At 43.8% G+C, this 19,654-nt stretch carries 21 protein-coding genes; 4 read left to right on the top strand and 17 right to left on the bottom strand.

Annotated elements, in window-relative coordinates:
- Positions 1 to 108 precede the first annotated feature (108 nt).
- The 9 genes from etrA to ccoN all read right to left on the bottom strand — a co-directional run bounded on the left by etrA (position 109) and on the right by ccoN (position 8,148).
- A complete protein-coding gene (gene etrA, locus SVI_RS10165) occupies positions 109 to 858 on the bottom strand; it encodes an electron transport transcriptional regulator EtrA (protein WP_013051439.1) in 750 nt (249 codons plus the stop codon).
- 55 nt (positions 859 to 913) lie between these two features.
- Complete coding sequence (locus tag SVI_RS10170) at positions 914 to 1,606, bottom strand: sulfite exporter TauE/SafE family protein (protein ID WP_013051440.1); 693 nt, start codon at positions 1,604 to 1,606, stop codon at positions 914 to 916.
- Positions 1,603 to 1,812, bottom strand: a complete 210-nt coding sequence (gene ccoS, locus SVI_RS10175) for a cbb3-type cytochrome oxidase assembly protein CcoS (protein ID WP_013051441.1) — start codon at positions 1,810 to 1,812, stop codon at positions 1,603 to 1,605. Before ccoS ends, SVI_RS10170 begins: the two co-directional genes overlap by 4 nt.
- Entirely contained in the window at positions 1,809 to 4,196 is a 2,388-nt protein-coding gene (locus SVI_RS10180) for a heavy metal translocating P-type ATPase (protein WP_013051442.1), read from the bottom strand. The genes ccoS and SVI_RS10180 overlap by 4 nt, the downstream gene beginning before the upstream one ends.
- Positions 4,197 to 4,349: 153 nt before the next feature.
- Complete coding sequence (locus SVI_RS10185; RefSeq protein ID WP_013051443.1) at positions 4,350 to 4,829, bottom strand: FixH family protein; 480 nt, start codon at positions 4,827 to 4,829, stop codon at positions 4,350 to 4,352.
- A 109-nt stretch (positions 4,830 to 4,938) separates the two neighbouring features.
- Complete coding sequence (ccoP, locus tag SVI_RS10190; RefSeq protein ID WP_013051444.1) at positions 4,939 to 5,907, bottom strand: cytochrome-c oxidase, cbb3-type subunit III; 969 nt, start codon at positions 5,905 to 5,907, stop codon at positions 4,939 to 4,941.
- Positions 5,907 to 6,071: a cbb3-type cytochrome oxidase subunit 3 gene (locus tag SVI_RS10195; protein WP_013051445.1), complete on the bottom strand. Its 165-nt coding sequence runs from the start codon at positions 6,069 to 6,071 to the stop codon at positions 5,907 to 5,909. Before SVI_RS10195 ends, ccoP begins: the two co-directional genes overlap by 1 nt.
- 13 nt (positions 6,072 to 6,084) lie before the next feature.
- Positions 6,085 to 6,711, bottom strand: a complete 627-nt coding sequence (gene ccoO, locus SVI_RS10200) for a cytochrome-c oxidase, cbb3-type subunit II (RefSeq protein ID WP_013051446.1) — start codon at positions 6,709 to 6,711, stop codon at positions 6,085 to 6,087.
- A gap of 12 nt (positions 6,712 to 6,723) precedes the next feature.
- The gene (ccoN, locus tag SVI_RS10205; RefSeq protein WP_013051447.1) at positions 6,724 to 8,148 is read right to left on the bottom strand and encodes a cytochrome-c oxidase, cbb3-type subunit I; all 1,425 of its coding nucleotides are present in this window, start codon (positions 8,146 to 8,148) and stop codon (positions 6,724 to 6,726) included.
- Positions 8,149 to 8,410: 262 nt separating this feature from the next.
- Here ccoN and SVI_RS10210 point away from each other — a divergent pair, with 262 nt between their 5' ends.
- The gene (locus tag SVI_RS10210) at positions 8,411 to 8,887 is read left to right on the top strand and encodes a hypothetical protein (protein WP_013051448.1); all 477 of its coding nucleotides are present in this window, start codon (positions 8,411 to 8,413) and stop codon (positions 8,885 to 8,887) included.
- 11 nt (positions 8,888 to 8,898) lie between these two features.
- Here SVI_RS10210 and SVI_RS10215 read toward each other — a convergent pair whose 3' ends face one another.
- Positions 8,899 to 10,491 carry a DUF3369 domain-containing protein gene (locus tag SVI_RS10215; protein ID WP_013051449.1) on the bottom strand — a complete coding sequence of 531 codons (1,593 nt, stop codon included), beginning with the start codon at positions 10,489 to 10,491 and terminating at the stop codon, positions 8,899 to 8,901.
- Positions 10,492 to 10,718: 227 nt separating this feature from the next.
- Between SVI_RS10215 and SVI_RS21095 the strand changes: the two genes are divergently transcribed.
- The 3 genes from SVI_RS21095 (at position 10,719) to SVI_RS10225 (ending at position 14,579) form a co-directional block, all read left to right on the top strand.
- On the top strand, positions 10,719 to 11,021 hold the full coding sequence (locus tag SVI_RS21095) for a hypothetical protein (RefSeq protein WP_013051450.1): 303 nt from the start codon (positions 10,719 to 10,721) through the stop codon (positions 11,019 to 11,021).
- A 166-nt stretch (positions 11,022 to 11,187) separates the two neighbouring features.
- On the top strand, positions 11,188 to 12,480 hold the full coding sequence (locus SVI_RS10220; RefSeq protein WP_013051451.1) for a tyrosine-type recombinase/integrase: 1,293 nt from the start codon (positions 11,188 to 11,190) through the stop codon (positions 12,478 to 12,480).
- Positions 12,481 to 14,102: 1,622 nt separating this feature from the next.
- Positions 14,103 to 14,579, top strand: a complete 477-nt coding sequence (locus SVI_RS10225) for a hypothetical protein (RefSeq protein ID WP_157608682.1) — start codon at positions 14,103 to 14,105, stop codon at positions 14,577 to 14,579.
- A gap of 825 nt (positions 14,580 to 15,404) precedes the next feature.
- Here SVI_RS10225 and SVI_RS10230 read toward each other — a convergent pair.
- Genes SVI_RS10230 through SVI_RS10260 form a run of 7 tightly spaced genes read right to left on the bottom strand, consistent with a single transcriptional unit; the run spans position 15,405 to position 19,521 of the window.
- On the bottom strand, positions 15,405 to 15,584 hold the full coding sequence (locus tag SVI_RS10230; RefSeq protein ID WP_041419860.1) for a hypothetical protein: 180 nt from the start codon (positions 15,582 to 15,584) through the stop codon (positions 15,405 to 15,407).
- Complete coding sequence (locus SVI_RS10235; RefSeq protein WP_013051456.1) at positions 15,581 to 15,865, bottom strand: hypothetical protein; 285 nt, start codon at positions 15,863 to 15,865, stop codon at positions 15,581 to 15,583. Before SVI_RS10235 ends, SVI_RS10230 begins: the two co-directional genes overlap by 4 nt.
- Before the next feature lies 1 nt (position 15,866).
- Complete coding sequence (locus SVI_RS10240) at positions 15,867 to 16,244, bottom strand: hypothetical protein (protein WP_231847712.1); 378 nt, start codon at positions 16,242 to 16,244, stop codon at positions 15,867 to 15,869.
- A complete protein-coding gene (locus tag SVI_RS10245; protein ID WP_013051458.1) occupies positions 16,198 to 16,797 on the bottom strand; it encodes a hypothetical protein in 600 nt (199 codons plus the stop codon). The genes SVI_RS10240 and SVI_RS10245 overlap by 47 nt, the downstream gene beginning before the upstream one ends.
- The gene (locus SVI_RS10250; RefSeq protein WP_013051459.1) at positions 16,797 to 18,347 is read right to left on the bottom strand and encodes a hypothetical protein; all 1,551 of its coding nucleotides are present in this window, start codon (positions 18,345 to 18,347) and stop codon (positions 16,797 to 16,799) included. Before SVI_RS10250 ends, SVI_RS10245 begins: the two co-directional genes overlap by 1 nt.
- Positions 18,344 to 19,135, bottom strand: a complete 792-nt coding sequence (locus SVI_RS10255; RefSeq protein ID WP_013051460.1) for a hypothetical protein — start codon at positions 19,133 to 19,135, stop codon at positions 18,344 to 18,346. Before SVI_RS10255 ends, SVI_RS10250 begins: the two co-directional genes overlap by 4 nt.
- Complete coding sequence (locus SVI_RS10260; RefSeq protein ID WP_013051461.1) at positions 19,135 to 19,521, bottom strand: hypothetical protein; 387 nt, start codon at positions 19,519 to 19,521, stop codon at positions 19,135 to 19,137. Before SVI_RS10260 ends, SVI_RS10255 begins: the two co-directional genes overlap by 1 nt.
- Positions 19,522 to 19,654: the final 133 nt, after the last annotated feature.

Consider the following 19,654-nt stretch of genomic DNA (forward strand, 5'->3'; position numbering starts at 1 on the left):
CAATGATATTAATCACATTTAGCCTAAATTTTTGCCCTTAAGGTTAAACAATGAAATGTGGCGAAGGAATGGGTAACCAGAAAAATGAACTGGGTTACCCGATATAGATTATCTTGCGATAGCGTGATTGCCGGCAAGTTCAGACAAAGAGTCGAAATTGATGATGGTTATGTATTTACCTTTGACTTCTATCAGGTCAGCTTTTTGAAAACGACCCAATAATCGACTGATGGTCTCGACAGTCAGCCCCAAATAGTTACCTATATCACCACGAGTCATGGTTAATCTAAATTCTTTGGATGAGAAACCACGATTACCGAAACGATTGGCTAAATTACTGATAAATGCCGCCAGACGCTCTTCTGCATTTTTCTTACTCAGCAAGAGAATCATCTCCTGATCACTCTGGATCTCATGGCTCATCAAGCGCATCACTTGCTGTCTAAGCTTAGGCATGCTGCCTGTGAGTTCATCCAGGGTGGCATAAGGGATCTCACACACCATAGATGTTTCTAATGCTTGAGCGAAGCTTTGATGCATTTGGGAGTGAATGCCATCGAAACCTATGATATCACCGGCAAGATGAAAACCCGTGATCTGTTCGTCGCCTTGCTCTGTGATAGTAAAGCTTTTAACCGTACCTGAACGAATGGCGAAAAGAGACTTTAATGGATCACCAGACTTAAAGATTTGCTCACCTTTTTGAATCGGCTTTTTTCTTTCGATAATATCATCGAGCTGGTCGAGTTCATTACTATTAAGAGTAAATGGAATACACAAGTCCGCCATACTGCAGTCATGACAATGAATGGCACATCCAGGCACAGACGAACGACGACACTTACTATTATCTGTCATAGTGTTTCTCAAATTTCACAATGAGCTCCATGGTAAACTAATTTAATAAACTCAGCTAGCGAAGCTGAGCAATTGCAACATATAAGGTTTGTAATCCAAACATCACTAAGATCAAGCCACTGATCATTCTGACGGCTCTATTCTGGATCCAGCGGCCAAACAGGTTAGCCGCCATTCCGACACTCAGAAGAGCGGGCAGGGTACCGAGTCCAAACGCCGCCATGATCATAGCGCCTTGCTCGGCAGAATTAGCCGCTACAGCCCAAGTTAAGGTGCTGTACACCAGGCCGCAGGGGAGCCAGCCCCACAACATGCCACCGACAAATGCTTGGGGCAGAGTTTGAATGGGCAAAACACGCTTAGCCAAGGGAGACAGGAAACGCCAGAGTAACTTGCCTACACGTTCTATCTGCACCACACCAGACCATATTTTCGCAATATAGAGTCCTGTGGCGACCATCATCAGGCCAGCGATCACTCTTATGGTGACAAGATACAGGTCTATATCGAACAAAAGGCCTAATGCACTGGCAGAACCACCAACCAAGGCACCCGCTAAGGAGTAACTCAATATGCGGCCCAAATTGTAACTGAGCATAAAACGCAGCTGAGAAACAAACTGGTTTTGGTGTCTCGACTTAGGCAGTTGAGATGAAAAAGCGCCAATCAAACCGCCACACATGCCGATACAATGACCCGCCCCCATCAAGCCAACGAGGAAGGCTGCGGTCACACTGTAATCGATCAAGATGGAGTCGAGTCGTTAGACTCAGTGTTCTTAGACTCAGTGTTCTTAGTTTCAGTACTCACAGGCTTGTCATCATCGAAGAGTATCGACACGCTCTGTCTATCGAGATCGTCAAATTGTTCAGATTTAACCGCCCAGAAAAAGATGCAGATGGCGATCAAGACAAACAACATAGCAATAGGGATTAATACGTAGATAATACTCATAAACGAACCTTCAATAATCTAAGACTGTTGCCTACAACGATAAGAGAACTTGCGGACATACCAAGGGCGGCAACATAAGGTAATACATGCCCTGTAACGGCGAGGGGAATTATAAACAGGTTATAACCCAGCGCCCAGAATAAATTCTGTTTGATGATCTTCTCAGTTAACTTAGCCACATTGACCGCATCCGTATAACGAGAGAGTTTATCTCCCAATAAGATAAGATCGGCCGAGCTTTTGGTTACCGCAGCGCCACTGCCCATAGCAATGGAGAGATTAGCCCCGGCCAGCACGGGAGCATCATTGATGCCATCGCCGAACATGGCTACATGTGACTGAGTTTGATACTGACGAACCAATTGCAACTTACCTTGGGGGCTAAGGCCTTTATTCACGTCCTTTATGCCAACCTTACTCGCGACCTCTTCCACATGATCAGAAGTGTCACCGCTGGCGATTGACACACGACAACCACTCTCTTTGAGTATCTTAACTGTCGCGGCGGCATCACAGCGAATGGCATCGACTAAGATAAATTTAGCTAATATTTGGGATTCATCGGCTAGATAGATGCTTTGAGCTTTACTATTTCTGATGTCACTTGCACCGACGAATGCTGCGCTGCCGATTCGATACTGATGCCCATTAACCTCACCGCTGAGCCCTTGTCCAATATGATTCAGGCTCTGGTTAACACTGAAATTCGGGTCTCTATAAGACTCGAATGCTTTGGCTATTGGATGCAAAGAGCTGGCTTCGAGACATGCTGCGATAGCGAGTACCTGAGTTTCATCTGTGGCTTTAATCAACTCAGTGGATTCGATGTTAAGGTCGCCACAGGTGAGGGTACCTGTTTTATCGAATACCACATGACGGACCTGAGTCAGCTTCTCAAATACCCCTGGGGTTCGCGCGATCACGCCGATGCGGGTAAAGATGCCGGTGGCACAGGTGACTGCAGTGGGAGTCGCCAGAGCCAAGGCACAAGGGCAGGTAGCAACCAGTACAGACAAGGTCACCCAGAATGCATCTTCAGGCCAGTAGATTTTCCACACCAGATAAGTAAGGGCGGCAACCACTAAGATGGTCCAGGTAAAATAGTTTGAGATGCTGTCCACATAAAGCGCAACTCTTGGCTTATTATTGGAGGCTGACTCTTGCAGACGGATAATTTCTGCCACTAATTGGTCCTGGCCAACAGCCGTCACTTCGACTCTGATAGGTTGCTCTATATTGATTGTGCCAGCATAGACTTCGCAGCTTAGTGATTTACTCACTGGCATTTGTTCACCTGTGAGCATGGCCTCATTGAGACTAGAGCGGCCATCGATAATGACACCATCGGCAGCCACAGTCTCACCAGGTTTGACCAAGATAATATCGCCAACCTTGAGTCCTTTGGCCGGGATATCCTTACTACCAATCTGGGTGATCAAGTGTGCGGTCAAGGGCACTAGCTTATGTAAGTTACTCGAACTTACCGAGGCTTTTTGTCGTGCATTTTGTTCAAAATAGCGCCCAAGAAGCAAGAAGAAGGTAAACATACTCACTGACTCGAAATATACCTCACCATTACCATTAATGGTCGCGATACAGCTGGCGATATAAGCCCCTAATATGGCGATGGACACGGAGACATCCATGTTCAACCTGCCACTAAATATGGACCGGATGGCGCTGAAATAGAAGGGCAAGGCCGAGTAAAAAACAACAGGAGCGGCAAAGATTAGGCTGACCCAACGGAAATAATCACGAAACTCGAGCTCAAGATCGGTGAAATAGCCAGCATAGAGGGCGAGGGCGAACATCATCACCTGCATGGTGGCAAAACCAGCCAGACCGAGTTTTAACAAGAATTGTCGACTATTTTTCTTACTCAGTAGTTCTTGCTCATCTACTTGATACGGCGCCGCTTGATAGCCGATAGCGCTGATTTTATTTAAAATATCACTGAGTTTTATCTGCTCAGGCAACCAGGTGATTAGGGCGCGTTCCGTGGTGCTATTTACCTGGATCTTGATGATGCCATTAACATGCTTAAGCTTGTGCTCGATAAGCCAGGCGCAGGCGGCGCAGGTGATACCATCTATCGACAATGACACAGTCGATGTATCACTGACCTTATGGACAAAATCTTCCTGAACTTCAACAAGATCGAATGCACAGAAGGCATTGAGTTCTTCGGGAACTATGGCATTTTGCTTATTACCGGGCTCGGTTCGAAATTGATAATACTTGCTGAGTCCCGCATCTATGATCGCCTTAGAGACGGCCTGACATCCGGGACAACACATAGCTTGTTGTTGATCATTAATGCAGGTGGTGAATTGGGTATCCGTTAATACCGGCTCTCCACAATGGAAACAATCGAGGGGCTTCATAATCCGTGTCATTAACCTGCTTCAATATAAAATCATCGAGTCTTGTACAATCTGCTACAAAACCTACTTGAATATTAGGTTAAAAATGTCTGCTTATTCGTTCAATTGAACCGACACTTGCCGGTTCAATTGCTAAAGTCCGACGTTAATAATCTAGTTTAACCAGTACTGACCGTCATCAGTTATTTCGAGACGCTTCTGAATACGCCACTTATGGTCATAACCGTCGAGTCTAACTTCCCAACTGCCAGTGATCGGCTTGTCCAGTGCAATCCGATAAACCTGATTACCATCAGCCGTCACGACTTGAGTAAAGTCACGAGCTTCGATTGTTGGGTGAAAAAACTCAATATTCATCGCGGCCAAGTACGGCTCACCACCATGCTGGGTGATGGCTAAGGTGTTTTTATCCACTATCATCTCGAACTGCAGACCAAGTTGCTTAGCATACTTGATTTTTTTCAGATCTCTATTGATGCGTTTACCATCTTTATAATAATCTTCCGACACCAAGGGATCTTGGTTTACGACCGCAAGATAGAGCAAATTAACGCTCGCCGCGACGGCACAGAGAGGTAAAATAATTAAAAACCAAGGCCAGAACTGCTTATACCAGGCTTGTTGTTCGTTCATCTGTGATCCTTATTGAAATAATTAACAACATTTTACCGTGAAAAGTGTAATAGAGCACTCTAAAAAAAAGGCCCCGATGAAATCGAGGCCTAGATTTACTTAGATATAACTACTTGTTTGATAAGCTATAAACATAAGCAGTGATAACGTGAACTTTTTCTTCACCCAAGACGTCTTTCCAAGCTGGCATCATACCGCTACGACCATTCTTAATCGTCTCGGCAATCACACCACGGCTGCCGCCGTAGAGCCACATGTTGTTGGTGAGGTTAGGTGCACCCATCATCTTGTTACCAGTACCGTCCATACCATGACAGGCGAAACAGCCCTTCATAAATGAACCTTGACCCTGAGCCGCAAGCGCCTCATCGTGATCACGACCCGATAGCTTAACTATGTATTCAGCTAGACCTTTAATCTCACTGTCTTCTATAGGTAAACCACCTTTGGGTGGCATCATGCCGCGGCGACCGTTCATGATGGTGGTCTTAATGGTAGCTAATTCACCACCATACAACCAATCAGTATCAGTCAGGTTAGGGAAGCCTTTACCGCCACGAGCATCACTACCGTGACACTGTGAACAGTTCTGCAAGAACAAACGTCCACCGACTTTCAGTGCTTCTTCGTTGTGAACCAGCTCATCCAGAGGCGTATCTGCGTATGCCTTGAAGATAGGACCATATTTTTCATCGGCGCGCATCACTTCTTGATCATACTGAACCCAACGACCTTCAACCTTTGCCAAGGCAATAGCGGCTTCAGAGTCAGCCTTGATGCCGTTCTCTGTACCTATGCTTTGGTTAGAACTGCTCCAGCCGAGGAAGCCTTTGAAGTTACCTAGGCCAGGATAAAGGGCCAGATAAATCAGGGCAAAGACGATAGAGATATAGAACATATAACTCCACCATTTTGGCAGTGGGTTATTCAGCTCTTCAATACCGTCGAAGTTGTGGCCCATTGACTTGCCTTCTTCAACACCTGTGTAGTTTTTAGAGACGGCTCTTAATAAAAAGAAACAGCCTGCGATCACAATTAATGTCAGTACTGTGATCCAAATACTCCAGAAAGTACTCATCACTTTTGTTCTCCTGACTTTGTGCTCGACTCATCTTCAAAGACAAGGTTAGCCGCTTCGTCGAATTGATCCTTACGACGCGAACTATAAGCCCATGAAAATATACCCAGGAAGGTAAACATCACAACTAAGGTGATTATGCCTTGTATAATTCCGTAATCCATATCATACCTCCTACTATTTCAGTGCATGTCCTAGGGACTGCAGATAGGCGATCAGTGCTTGCATCTCAGTCTTACCTTCGACGGCAGCTTTTGCTCCAGCTAACTCCTCATCGGTGTAAAGGTCATTACCTTTATAGCCACCCTTGTGGAAGTTAAGAAGAATTTGCATCTTCTGTCTGGTTAATTCGCCATCTAGCTTGTTCTCGGCTAACCAAGGGAAACCAGGCATATTTGACTGAGGCACTACGGCGCGAGGATCCATCAAGTGAACCTCATGCCATCTGTCACTGTATCGACCGCCAACACGGGCAAGATCCGGTCCAGTACGCTTAGAGCCCCACTGGAAAGGATGATCCCATACAGATTCACCAGCAACCGAGTAATGACCATAACGTTCGGTCTCGGCGCGCAGTGGACGGATCATCTGGCTGTGACAGTTATAACAACCTTCACGAACATAGATGTCACGACCTTCAATCTGTAAGGCTGTGTAAGGAATCAAACCATCGACAGGCTCGGTGGTGTCTTTCTGAAACAAGAGGGGAGTTATCTGTACCAAACCACCAAAACTAATGGCAAGAACGGTGAAGATACCTAACAAACCTATGTTTTTCTCGACTAACTCATGATTAAATTTCATCTAGTCTACCCCTTATGCTTCTGCTAATGCAGGCAAGGTTTCTTTCGATCTCACAGTCTTAATCACGTTGAATGCCATGATAAGCATACCCGTCAAGAAGAAACAGCCACCGAGGAATCGAACAAAGTAGAATGGGTACGAGGCTTCAATACTCTCAACGAAGCTATAAGTCAGAGTGCCATCGGCATTAACTGCACGCCACATCAGACCTTGCATCACACCTGAAATCCACATAGATACTATGTACAGAACAGTACCGATAGTCGCTAACCAGAAATGTATGTTCACTAGCTTAGTGCTGTACATGCGACCATGTCCGAACAGGACTGGGATCAGATGGTAAAGAGAACCAATTGAAATCATAGCAACCCAACCTAGCGCACCAGAATGAACGTGGCCAATGGTCCAGTCCGTATAGTGAGAAAGGGCGTTAACTGTCTTGATTGCCATCATAGGTCCTTCGAAGGTAGACATACCATAGAAAGACAGAGAGACAACAAGGAAACGTAGAACGGGATCGGTTCTCAATTTATGCCAAGCACCGGATAGTGTCATGATACCGTTAATCATACCGCCCCATGAAGGTGCGAATAGGATCAATGACATCGCCATACCCAGTGATTGTGTCCAATCTGGAAGTGCCGTGTAATGTAGGTGGTGAGGACCAGCCCAGATGTACAATGCAATCAATGCCCAGAAGTGAACGATTGACAGACGGTATGAGTAAACAGGACGACCCGCTTGCTTAGGTACGAAATAGTACATCATACCTAGGAAGCCAGCTGTCAGCAGGAAGCCAACGGCGTTATGTCCGTACCACCACTGAACCATGGCATCTACGGCGCCAGAATAGATGGAATAGGACTTCCACATACTAACGGGGACAGCCATAGAGTTAACTATATGCAATACCGCGACCGTGATGATAAATGCGCCGAAGAACCAGTTTGCCACATAGATATGTGAAGTGGTTCGTTTGACAATGGTTCCAAAGAATACGGCACCGTATGACAGCCAGACTATAGTAATCAGGATATCAATTGGCCATTCCAGCTCAGCGTATTCTTTACCACTTGTGATACCTAGGGGTAATGTGATTACTGCTGATAAAATGACGGCTTGCCAGCCCCAGAACGTAAATGCGGCTAACTTAGGCGCAAATAGCTTGGTTTGACAGGTTCGTTGGACGATATAGTAGGATGTTGCGAAAAGTGCTGAAGTACCAAACGCGAATATCACGGCATTAGTATGCAGAGGTCTAAGACGACTGTATGTTAACCATGGAGTATCGAAGTTTAGTTGTGGCCAGATTAACTGAGCCGCGATCAATACACCGACTGACATACCAACAATTCCCCACAACACTGTTGTAAGGGCAAACTGGCGGACTACGGTGTAATTGTAATCAGCGCCTTGAGGCTGGGAATGGTTCATCATTTTGCTTCCACTGCTTATTACTTATACTTATAGTTTGAGTAAATTATGACTTTACCCGCTAAAATGACACGAATGCCGCTTTTCCTAGGGAATCACGTAAAAAGTGTCAATGTGTATCCTTGTGATAATTGTATTATTAACAAGTTAAAGTAATGATACTTGAGCTATGTCAAAAAAGATAGGATTTGTGAGCAGTGAAACGTTGATCTAGATCAACCGACTCAATAGAATGTAACTACTTTTTATATAAAGGTTAATTATTGTGCTTTCCATTAACTTACCGACCAAACTTAACCTCTACACGCCAGTGCTTTTGGCATTCCTATGTACTGGATGTACACCTGAACAGCAAGCAGAAACAGACCTTCCCCCCTCTATATTGGTCGAGGATACAAGCCTATGTAACTTTAGCCAGGCTCCCTGTAACAAGCAGGTAACAGGTATCAATTTGTTACTTTTGGTCACTCCCTTTAACACGCCCAGTGGAAAGCCGCTAACCATTAAGCTAGCAAGCTCTGAAGCAATTAGTGATGTCAAAATGAGGGTAGAGGGAAGAGACATGTTTATGGGGGTTATCCCTGTTAATTTGTCTAAACTTAACGAAAAGCAATATAACGGTACGCTTATATACGGCTCTTGTAGTAGTAACTATATGGTTTGGCGTGCATTTGTGAGTTTCACTCATAAAGGTGAATCCCATGTCACGCATTTCGATTTCCTCGCCGATAGTGGTGAGTAGACGATCATCCTCTAAGGCACGGCCACTAATACTGAATTTGGATCGCAAAATTCATCTTTGACTTGGGTGAATACATTAATGTTATCGATGAAAACTTTAAGCAGTTCAGGATCAAAATGACTACCAGCGCCTTCTTCCATCACTTTCATCACCTCATCGATGGGCCAGGCAGGTTTATAACAGCGGGCGTGAGAAAGGGCATCGAATACATCGGCAATTGCGACTATGCGTGCAAACACATGAATTTCAGTGCCCTTCAAACCTGAAGGGTATCCTGAACCGTCATACTTTTCGTGATGTTGCAACGCTATGGTGCTAGCAGCTTTAAGTATGGGGCGCTCGGAGTTGGCCAGTATTTGATAGCCTATTTCCGGGTGCTGGCGCATTATTTTCCACTCTTCGTCATTGAGTTTACCGGGTTTCAATAATACGGCGTCTGGGGTCGCTATCTTACCTATGTCATGCATAGGAGAAGCATGTTTGATCAGATCTGCCTCATGTACATCCATGCCTGAAAGGATGGCCAGCTTATAGCAATACTCAGCCATTCTTTTCACATGATAAGCCGCTTCCTTCGAGCGACTCTCGACCACATCGCCTAAGCGTAAGATCAACTCAGATTGTGTGTCTTCTAACTCTTTATTCAACAACAGATTCTCGAATGCAACGCTGACATTGATCGCAAATATGTCGATCAACTTCTTATCGAGTTCGTCTATCTTACAGATCCCATCCATGTACAAGAGGTTAATCCAGCCACTCTTGGCCGGAAAATACCCCACGAAACAATCTTCTTCGTATAGGCAGCATTTCTGTTTTAACGCTTCTTCTAATAATAATTTGATATGGTCAGGGACGGGTTTGTCATGATGACTGGAGAACTGACCCGTACCAGCCAAAATATGCAAAGCATCGGTATTCACATCTTCACTCATTGCATCAATGGCATTACAAGATAGCAATAAGGTTTGTGTGTCTAAATTGAGTAAATTGGCGACTTGAGTCAATAAGCCATCGGCAAAGTTGTGTAAGGTTCGCAGCTCAAATAAGCCAGATGTCGCTTGAAGCACACGCTCTAAGCCTTTCCTATGCTTAACTTGGTTGGCCCGAGCAGCTTCAATTTCGATAATATCTCGATATGAGCGCAGGGCAGAGTAAACACTGGTGACCAATTTACGCGAATCGAGCTCAGCTTTGGCTTTATAGTCATTGATATCGTAATTGACGATAACGTCTTCTTCGGGGGCTTGTCCGGGTTGTCCAGTTCTTAGGATTAACCGAATAGCGTTATTTTTAAGATCCTCCCGTATCCATTTAACCAATTCTAAACCCGCATGATCACTTTCCATCACCACATCGACAAATGCCATAGCAATATGCTTCTCATTAGAGAGTAATTGCTTTGCCTCTTCACCACTGTATGCATTGATAAACTCGAGGCAACGACCATCGAGTTTGAATCTTGAAAGCGCTAACTTGGTTACCGTATGAACATCGGGTTCATCATCGACAATCAGGATCCGCCACGCGGGGCCCTTAGCAACTTCCTGCGTCTTCTTCTTACTTGAAAAGAGGGGGCTCTTCTTTGCTATATCGATCAGCATTAGACAACCTCAATAATGTTAAAACAACTTCCATCCCTATACATTGAGTGTAGATCAATGTGTAGAACAGAGGATACCTGACGAGAAAAAACTCAAGTTTGTTATTCCTTTCATATATAGACCTTACTAATGACTCTGCTATTACTTAGTCTAGATTCAATTAATATGGTTGATAATGATTCTCATTTGCGTGTAAACTTACGATCAAGATAAAAAGGGACACCAAGATGAATAACCAAAGGATAAACCTGTCTATATCTACAGAAAAGCTGACTCAGCTGATCCAAGACGGCGTCTTGTGTGCCGCTGACTTTCGCTGCCTAGATCAAGAATCTAAGCAGAAAGTCTGGCAAATGTGTCTTTGGTGCTGCAGCAAGAAGATAAGTTGCACTAAAGACTGTGCCATGAGCTGCTCTCCTGGATGTGCTTCGCCCACTCAATATCAATCCAATACAAGTATTGAACAAGTTAACGAAATAACAAGTCAGACGAGAACAAATACGATAACTAAGTATGAACGGCTGCTCTAATATGTTCACTAGAGTAACAAGGGGCCATTACTAACATTTTGCACCCCATGGGCATTTGTGAGGCTTAATAGATTGTCCCCATGGCAAGTACACTGTTAAGATCAATCTCTTAGAGATATTTTGTTCCTCTGCTTGAAAGCATCAGGACTTGCAATGAGAGTTAACTATGCACATGCCCCCAGTCTTGCCTTTTTTTGAATCAGCGAAATTTATTGAGGAAGGTAATAGTGTAATCGATCAATACATTACTCAGATAAGTCTCACTGAGGTGAGCGATGCAGGCTTAATCTTCGAACACGCATCAGAATTACTCTATGAACAGCAGCATAACGAAAACAGTTATAAAGCCTATCGCAGCGAATTAACCACATTTTTTCATTGGTGTTTCGATGTAGTAAAACAATCGCCAGCATCCCTGACTCGCCGAGAAATAGCCCGCTATCTCGCTTATTGCCAAAATCCTCCCCAAGAACTGATTGGCTACTTCAATGTCGCCCAGTTTAAACTCGATAAGATAGAAGGGCAGAGAGTCCCCAATTGTGCATGGCGTCCATTCGTGGGTAAGAAGGCCATGGGCAAAGCCTTACCTTATTCCCTCAGCGAAAATGCCTTGAAGACCAAGATAGCCATTCTGTCTTCCTTTTATAGTTATCTCATGAGTGAAGACTATTGTGAGCGTAACCCGGCTCAGGCCTGGATGAATCACAGTCGTTTCTCTTCTAAGAAGAAGTACCGCGTAAACTCAGATGACTGCAATATGTTGGCCTTTACCGAACTGCAGTGGTCTTATGTCATTGCCACGGTGGAAAGACTCGCCATTGATGCTCCAGACATACATCAAAGAAGCCTGTTTATGATAAAGCTTATCTACTCTTGTTATCTGAGAGTATCCGAAGTGGGAGCCAGGGCAGGTTACTCACCTGTCATGAGCCAATTCAGACAAGATCAACAGACTGGAATATGGAGTTTTCATATTCCCATTAGTAAAGGGGGCAAACGACGTAGCGTGGCGATGTCAAAAGCCTTACTTACCGGGTTAGTCGAGTACCGTCAGTTCTTAAAATTAGCCGACTATCCAAACTCAAGCGATCAACATCCGTTATTTATTCGTCGTAAAGCCGCCGGACGGGGAAGGGAAGCCGGCACGCTCAATGCCAACTTAGGCATACGACAAATCAGAGATGAAGTGGATAAGATCATCGAACATGCAGCCAACGCCGCCGAAAATGACGGTTTTAAAGAAGATGCTAATCAGATGAGGAATCTGAGTGTACACAACATACGCCACACAGGGATCACCCATGACATCAATATTAACCGCAGGCCGCTATCTCATGTTCAAGCCGATGCGGGGCACGAGAGTATCGATACCACATCCCAATATCTACATACCTCACAGATAGAAAGACACCAGAGTGCACAGAACAAGCCATTGGATCATCTACAAGGCATAGGATAAAATCTGCTAGGTGCTGCATCAGATCAAAGTGGCCAGTGATTAAAAGGCAGTTTTAAGCTGTAAGTAATCTGGCTTCAAACCCAATTTAAGCAGAATTTCAGATCAGTTAATGCCGATAAGTGTCATTATCGGCAATTGAGCAAAAAATCGAAATAGGGGCTATATCGAGTCAATTAAATAACCACTCATATGACTAATTCTGTAATAAATTCTTTGTCAAAACGTGCTCTTTATAAGCAGCTAATACCATCAAAATCCCATTCATACAGGCCAATATTATGCCCATAACGGCTTTTAAGAGACTTCTATTAGCTGTCTATCTTAAGGATTCTCTCACTAATCTAAGTGTCACTCATCTTAGCCCTGTTATAGCCAGGGAATTGGACGTAGACTCAAGCCATATAGCTTCATAGCCAGTTAATGGCTAACAGTTCGTGGGAAATAGTTTATAGCGAACAGTTCATGTCTATATGATTCGTGGAAAATAGTTAGAGGAATATAGCGAGTGCCAAATAGTCACGGGTTAGCCTAGTAAGTAAATGCTGGACGCTTAAAGGCCCAAGCATCAGGCTAATTCCATGATCGAATCACAGGATGCCAGACGATATAAAGCATCCTGTCATTTACTCGAATAACAGGACAATATTGGTGAAGCTTGTATAGCATCTATATCGACATCAGGCCTTCAAGCGTACAAGTCAAAGGCACGCATGACTGGATTAAGAGATTCAAAACATGGATTTACTGTAAAAATGAAGCGTCGCTACGTGGATACTTTTAAACTCTGCAGGTACTTAGCTTGTAGATTTCACGTAGCGACGTACTCATTCCAGTAATAAACAGGCAGTTAAACTAGCTAGGAATCAATGGATTGTAGCGCTTGAGCAAAGCTCAACTAATGAAAGGTACTAGATACGCTTTAGTAATGAATGCCATATCCAGCATTCACTTAGGCCATTAGGAATCTCACTTAAGTCGGAACGACTGAGTTTAAGTTAACTCACGAAAAGCTAATTCAGCCCATGTCAGTCCTTAGATAGCCAGTTATTGTTACATACATAGTCACGCCATCATGAATGACAAACAAGTTTGACTCGAATATCTAGTCCCAAGGATATGCTTGGATTAGATTTCGTTTGTAATACGCTTTTGATACAAGCTGTGGATACAGATGCGCAATCAATAACTCCGTGGATTGGTAATCACCAAACCTTTATCATTAATGGTCATCAGTGAACTATAGTCGCGCCATGAACCAATCCTGAAGCTGACACTGAACTCAGATTTAATACTGGATGAATGTTGAAGCAGTAATGGACACATGATAATCAGCAAGTGTATGAAAGGTGTCTTTGGAATAGGATCATATAGATACACAGACCCTATTTAACATAATATACATTGTGCGCATAAGAAGATGTTTCGTAAGACTATCGTTTTACGCTTTCATATCAATCACTTTAGTAAACACGATGAAGCCCTTGTTTTTACAAGTTATCTAATACTTTTGGGTTATTCTGAAATAGCTGATCAGTCTCAAGAATTAGAACTATTTGGAATAAAAAGGCTGGTTAGTTATGAGGATTCAATCTAATAAAAACAACTTTAACGGGCTTATAACTATGAAACCAAAAACAAGAAGTTTCTTTTTGGCAAACTTTAGACGAGAAAATAGCTCTATTGATACTCAGGCCGCTGCGGGCTTCTTTCATGTCACTTCACGCACGATAAACAACTGGGTAGCTACTGGCTGCCCTGATTGGGTTGATCACTATGTCATTATGTATCTAAGGTCTATACCAGACACTAAAGAATGGGACGGTTTCAAATTCATTGAGGGTCGGCTTTATACGCCTTATAACAAGCTCACCTTTGCGCCTAGTGAATTAATGAAGGTTTTTTATGACAGGCAATTTAATCGACTTGACCGAGTTGAACGCGAACAACTAAAAGAACAAGTTACTGAGCTACGTAGCGACCAAGAAGCCGCCGCTATACGTGATGAACTTGATTACATGATAAAGACGCTTAACAAGCTTAAGTTATCACCAATTGTGGCACCTCAAACAAGTTTTACTAAAACAATAAGAAATAGATAAGCGGCATAAAAAAAGATTTATTACTTGCCGTTTTGACGTTATGCACTAGGCTTTAAAAACCTGAACTCCATGTGTTTAGGTATTCCGTTAAAAAGCCGTGATTCATCCCACGGCTTTTTTTTGCCCTAAATAATTTAGGATATAAAAATCATCTGCAAATGTGGGGATCTTTTGATCTTATCGTGTCCGTTAAATATTTAATTTCGAAGGGATAAAGCCAATAAATTCTGACCTCAAAGGTTAGCCTATACTAACCCTCAATATTACCCTCAAGCTTACCCTCAAGTTACCCACAGGATGACCACAGCTTATTGGAATAATTGGGACTTGCAAAGCAGGCTGCTTGTACCCTATCTTATACGTTGTCGTTTATAAAAATCTGTTTATTTATTAAGAGCTATTGATTCAGGAGGGAATTAAGGAAGAAATCAAGTTCTATGGGATCGTGATTAAGGTATTGGCGTACCTTAACCACGTTCAGTTATCAACCCAAAGGCGACATACTTATTTGGTACTGGATAAGTAATCGGAAAACCGATTATCCAAATATAAGTATGATTTGATTCCAATGCAAGTTATTTGGAAAAAAATGCGCCGTAGCATAAAGGTATTATCCATAATGGAAAACCAAAATGTTCGCTATGTCACTGTTAATATACGTGTAATTCATATTCATGAATACCGTTTACTTCCAAGTGGAATAAGTCTAGCTAGTATAGTTCATATGCTAGTTGCACTAACAGGACTGTTTTAATTCATACTTAGCCCACTCTGTGGGCTTTCATTCCTATTACCTAATGCCGATAAGTGTCATTAACTGATCACTTAGCTTTTATCGTTCAATCTGTACTCGACAACGTCTAAACGGCTGTCGTTATCTGCCACAGCTTTGTTCAAGTCCGATATGCCTGTTTGTATGTTAAACAACAGATAAAGCACACAAAACCCAAAACCACCTGCACCGCTGTTCTTAGCGATTTCTTTAGTTTCATTACTCATATTCATTTAAATGGTCCCCACTTAAAAGGCTTATAGTTTGGCACTTGTGCGGCCTGTTCGTTTTCCCGCAGATAATCCCAAGGCTTGCGCTCATTGCGTAGCGTTTCATAAGAACCGAACACCCCCGCCACTGCAATTCCTGCGCTCTGTCCTGTGATAGCCATATCACCAATGGATAACACAGCCTCAGTCGCGACAGGATGCAGCCCTGCTACACTGGCACCAATCAATAACAGACCGCGCCACGTTGACCACTGAGTTAAATAGCTTTTTAAATTGTTCCACATATTAAATATTTCCTATTGGCTGGCCCACTAAATGCCGGTACTCAGATTTAAGTGTCCGACCATCAAATAATTGCTTCATCATTAATCGGTTGTTCGCGTCTCTGGTCAGGACTTCCCACGCATCATCAGAGATCACAAAACTAGTATTGAGATACCAAGGCTGAATAACTAAGTCTGTCAGCTCAACAGGTGACCAGCCCCCTAGCCTCGCGTCTATATCAGACCAAAGCTGTGCGGCGGGCTTTGTTGCTTGGTTAACGACCTTATCTAAACGCTCATAGCCCTGTGAATACTTATAAACGATATACACAGCAGCTAGCGCTAGAATGACGTTATGCGAACCCTTCGGCAGTTGCAGCCGCGACAATGCTTGCTTCATATGGGTTATATCCATTTTCAAAGTGAATCATTGCAGCTATTACCCGAGGATAATCGGCCACACCTAATGGTTGAGAGGCCAACACGCCCGCCTGTTTAGCCACGAATGAAATGTATTTATCAGTCGGGTTATTGTCGCTTGGCGGCGCCCAACGGGTAACAATATCTTGAACATTATTAAGCCCCCTTTTATCTCGATATGTTTTAAGCGTCCGAGCTGCGGCGCGTATGCCCCAGAACGCCGACTCAAAGATGATAAAACGCCCATCATTGCCCTTCATGCCCTGCCATTGGTCACGACCAGCCTCTAAATTGAGGGGGTTATTGTTGGCTAATCCTTTGGGTTTTCTCACTGAATTTGTGTCCTTAGCACTGGCGTTATCTGTGCCGAAAAATAGAGAGGTGAAATCAAAATTAAGGTACTCAAGGTTTAACCTGGCACTATCATTTATTGATTGGTCATTGTTGTTTTTTGGCGATTTGAAGCGATAGGCCGCAATCACCGCGACCGCACCGCCAACGCCCATAACAGTTAATAAGCGTAGGTTTATCATTAGCTGAGCAGCTCCATCACTTCGACTAAAGCGGGGGTTAAATCACCCACAAGATTCAATTGCCAGACGTCAGCATCGTAAAAACCTGCGACGGTTTTTGTGTCGTTAAGTCTGTAGACCTTGCCGTTTGGTAAAATGTAAGGGTAGCTTTGACCAGAGCCTGATTTAACGTCTAAAGACTGAGAAACGACCAGCGCCCCATCAGCAATCTGATAAGTTCTAATTACGTCACCGTAAAAATGGCACCATATGCCATCAAACATATGTACAGGCATATCCTCTTCGCCATTCCCCAAATTTGCGCCTGTATCATGCCAAGTTACCCCGCCGTCATTAGTAATATAGTGTCGCCTTACTCCGTAATTATTCCACCCCAACATGACTTGATTACTAATAACGTATAAATCTGTAAATTCTTTGGTAAAAGTCTTGTCCCAATTCACTAAATCTAGACTGTGTCTTAAAATGTAGTCCTGATTTGACAGCCAACTTGCTTGGGTCATGTCATTACTGGTAAACCAAAACCTACTTATACCTGAATTCAAGTGATTAACGGGTAGTTGACCCGCAGCAACTGCATTCCACTCTCTTGTCTCAACATTAAAGCCAACGCCAACACCGCCTAAACTCATACTCAGCACATTACCAGACTTAATAACATGCATTTTAGTACTTGAATTATTAGCTGGAGCGCTAGTTTTATCAGTAAAATTAATGAGTTTTATCAAGTCAAAATTAAGCCCGTTATCAGCAGACTCATAAATATAAAAACTTCCATATTGCAGTGAGTGAGCGCCGTTCGAACCATTAAAGACAATCGCATAGAGTTTTTTGGTCACTATATCTTTGTAAAAACCAAAACTATCGGTAAGTCCACCGCCCACATGTGATGCGAAATTAGCATGAGGTATCCACCCCGTTCCTGCGGTCCAAATCTTTGGCGTTGCGTTAAACTTCCACGTCAACATGACAGTCTCATCATCTGAGATATTCATAAATTCAACATCTGTCGAATCTGGAAATTTACCAGTAATAGACTCTATGTAGACGCTTTCAGTAACTTTGAGAACGGGCATTAGTCTGTACGCATAAAGTGACCCTGCTAGCGGGATTTCTTCATAATTCCCAGCGGGTAATCTCCAACCTACCCCCCCAAAACCTGCCCCGCCTAACATTACTTCTTTATCTGTTCGAACTCTCACAGCCGAGCGAGTTAAATCAGTGCCAGTGATTAACGCTTCTCCCATCACTGCGATTTTTGAGCAGCGAATAGCATTAGCACCGCGCACTATCATTGAGCCACTTTGAGTCATTGGCATCTTGCCAGCCCAAAACTCGACAGGTTGATCCAACTCGCTTTCTATCCGAATAGTGTCGTAGGGCATGGCTTGAGGCAGGGACATACCAACCCACATTTTAGACTCTAAAACATGGCCACCATTTAGCAACAAGGTCACTTTGATGATACCTGAACAGGACACTATGCCGAAAAACATGCCCTCTTTTTTCATGCTTAAAAAGCCGTTTTTAATTGAGCTGTTTACTATCATGCTGCTTTCCTCATTGACGCCATGACAACCAGCCCTGTGAACGCTAACAAGCCGCCCCCAACCATCATCATCATTTTGTTATTACTTTCGGCAACGGCCGCGCCGTCTGAGCGGCTAAAGTCATTGGCAAAATCCATTACATTGCTAAAACCGTCTGCCAATTGCTGATTTGCTGTACGGCTAGAATCTGCAATTTGTTTAGTGGTCATTTCGGCAAGATACGCGCTGTTATCAAGCGCTTTTCCCGTTAGCAGTGCGTTATCTTCACCAGAACGCGCCACAGCACTGGACACCAGTTCAGCCAAGTCAAAATTGCCATCCATTGCGGCCCGAGAAATATCAGCGTTTAACCGTGTTGCATCGTCCATCGAAGCAAACGCGCTATCTAGCACATCAGAGCCGAAAGATAATGTGTTGCGGTTACTTTCTGCGGTGAGTTCTGATAGTTCAGTGAGTGAATCGTTTGATAGTCTTGCAAGTTCAACATTGGTATCAAACGCCCCTTCTATCACCTGCCCAGAGGCATTTAAAAAGCTTTCCCCTTGGCGTTCGACCGACATTGAAAAGTCACTGACAGCATTAAATCCATCAGTGACCATGCCAGCGCCTTGGCTGAACAGTTGCGGGAACATGTTGGCAATATCCGACACGATATCGAATGCGCCGCCGTCTGTGATTGTGTTGCCATTACCATTAATGACAAGCCCTGTGTTATCGCCTTGAATGGCAAACGTGGTTGAGTTGTTTTCTGTGTCCTGACTAGAACGTGAATCTGACTTAGAACCCATTAGAGAACCGCCTTAATTATTGTTTCACACCGCTTAAAACCCCATGCCCGACTCATTCTAAGCATGGCTTCGGGGCGTAAGGTGTGAACCCGAATTGATGCAAAACCGTTTAGTTTTGCTTGCTCATAAATTGAGTGGAGGTGAGGTTTTGAGTTTTTACCCGCAGCCGCGACAATGACTAGCTCTCTACCTTGGTCTGTCTTTTCCTCACGTAATACGACAAAAAACTCATTCCCCCAAGTCGTTAGCAGCGAACGCCCTTTATCGACTTCTGACTTGATTATGTTTAAGTCATCACCGAGAGCATCCGCTAATAAACGCCAGATTAGCTTGGTTACCTTTTGATTAAATACAGAGCAAGCAGCGCCCCGCCTATCAGTAACCATGGACTAATCCCCTTGTTGCCACTGCCCATACCAAAAGTGACATTGCCACCCTGAAACGCCGCTTGGTTGGTTTGATCGCCTGTCCCAGAACTCGCAGCACTTGAGTTGGACATTGACGGCATACCGCCCACTA

This window comes from Shewanella violacea DSS12 (genome assembly GCF_000091325.1).
GTDB lineage: Bacteria > Pseudomonadota > Gammaproteobacteria > Enterobacterales > Shewanellaceae > Shewanella > Shewanella violacea.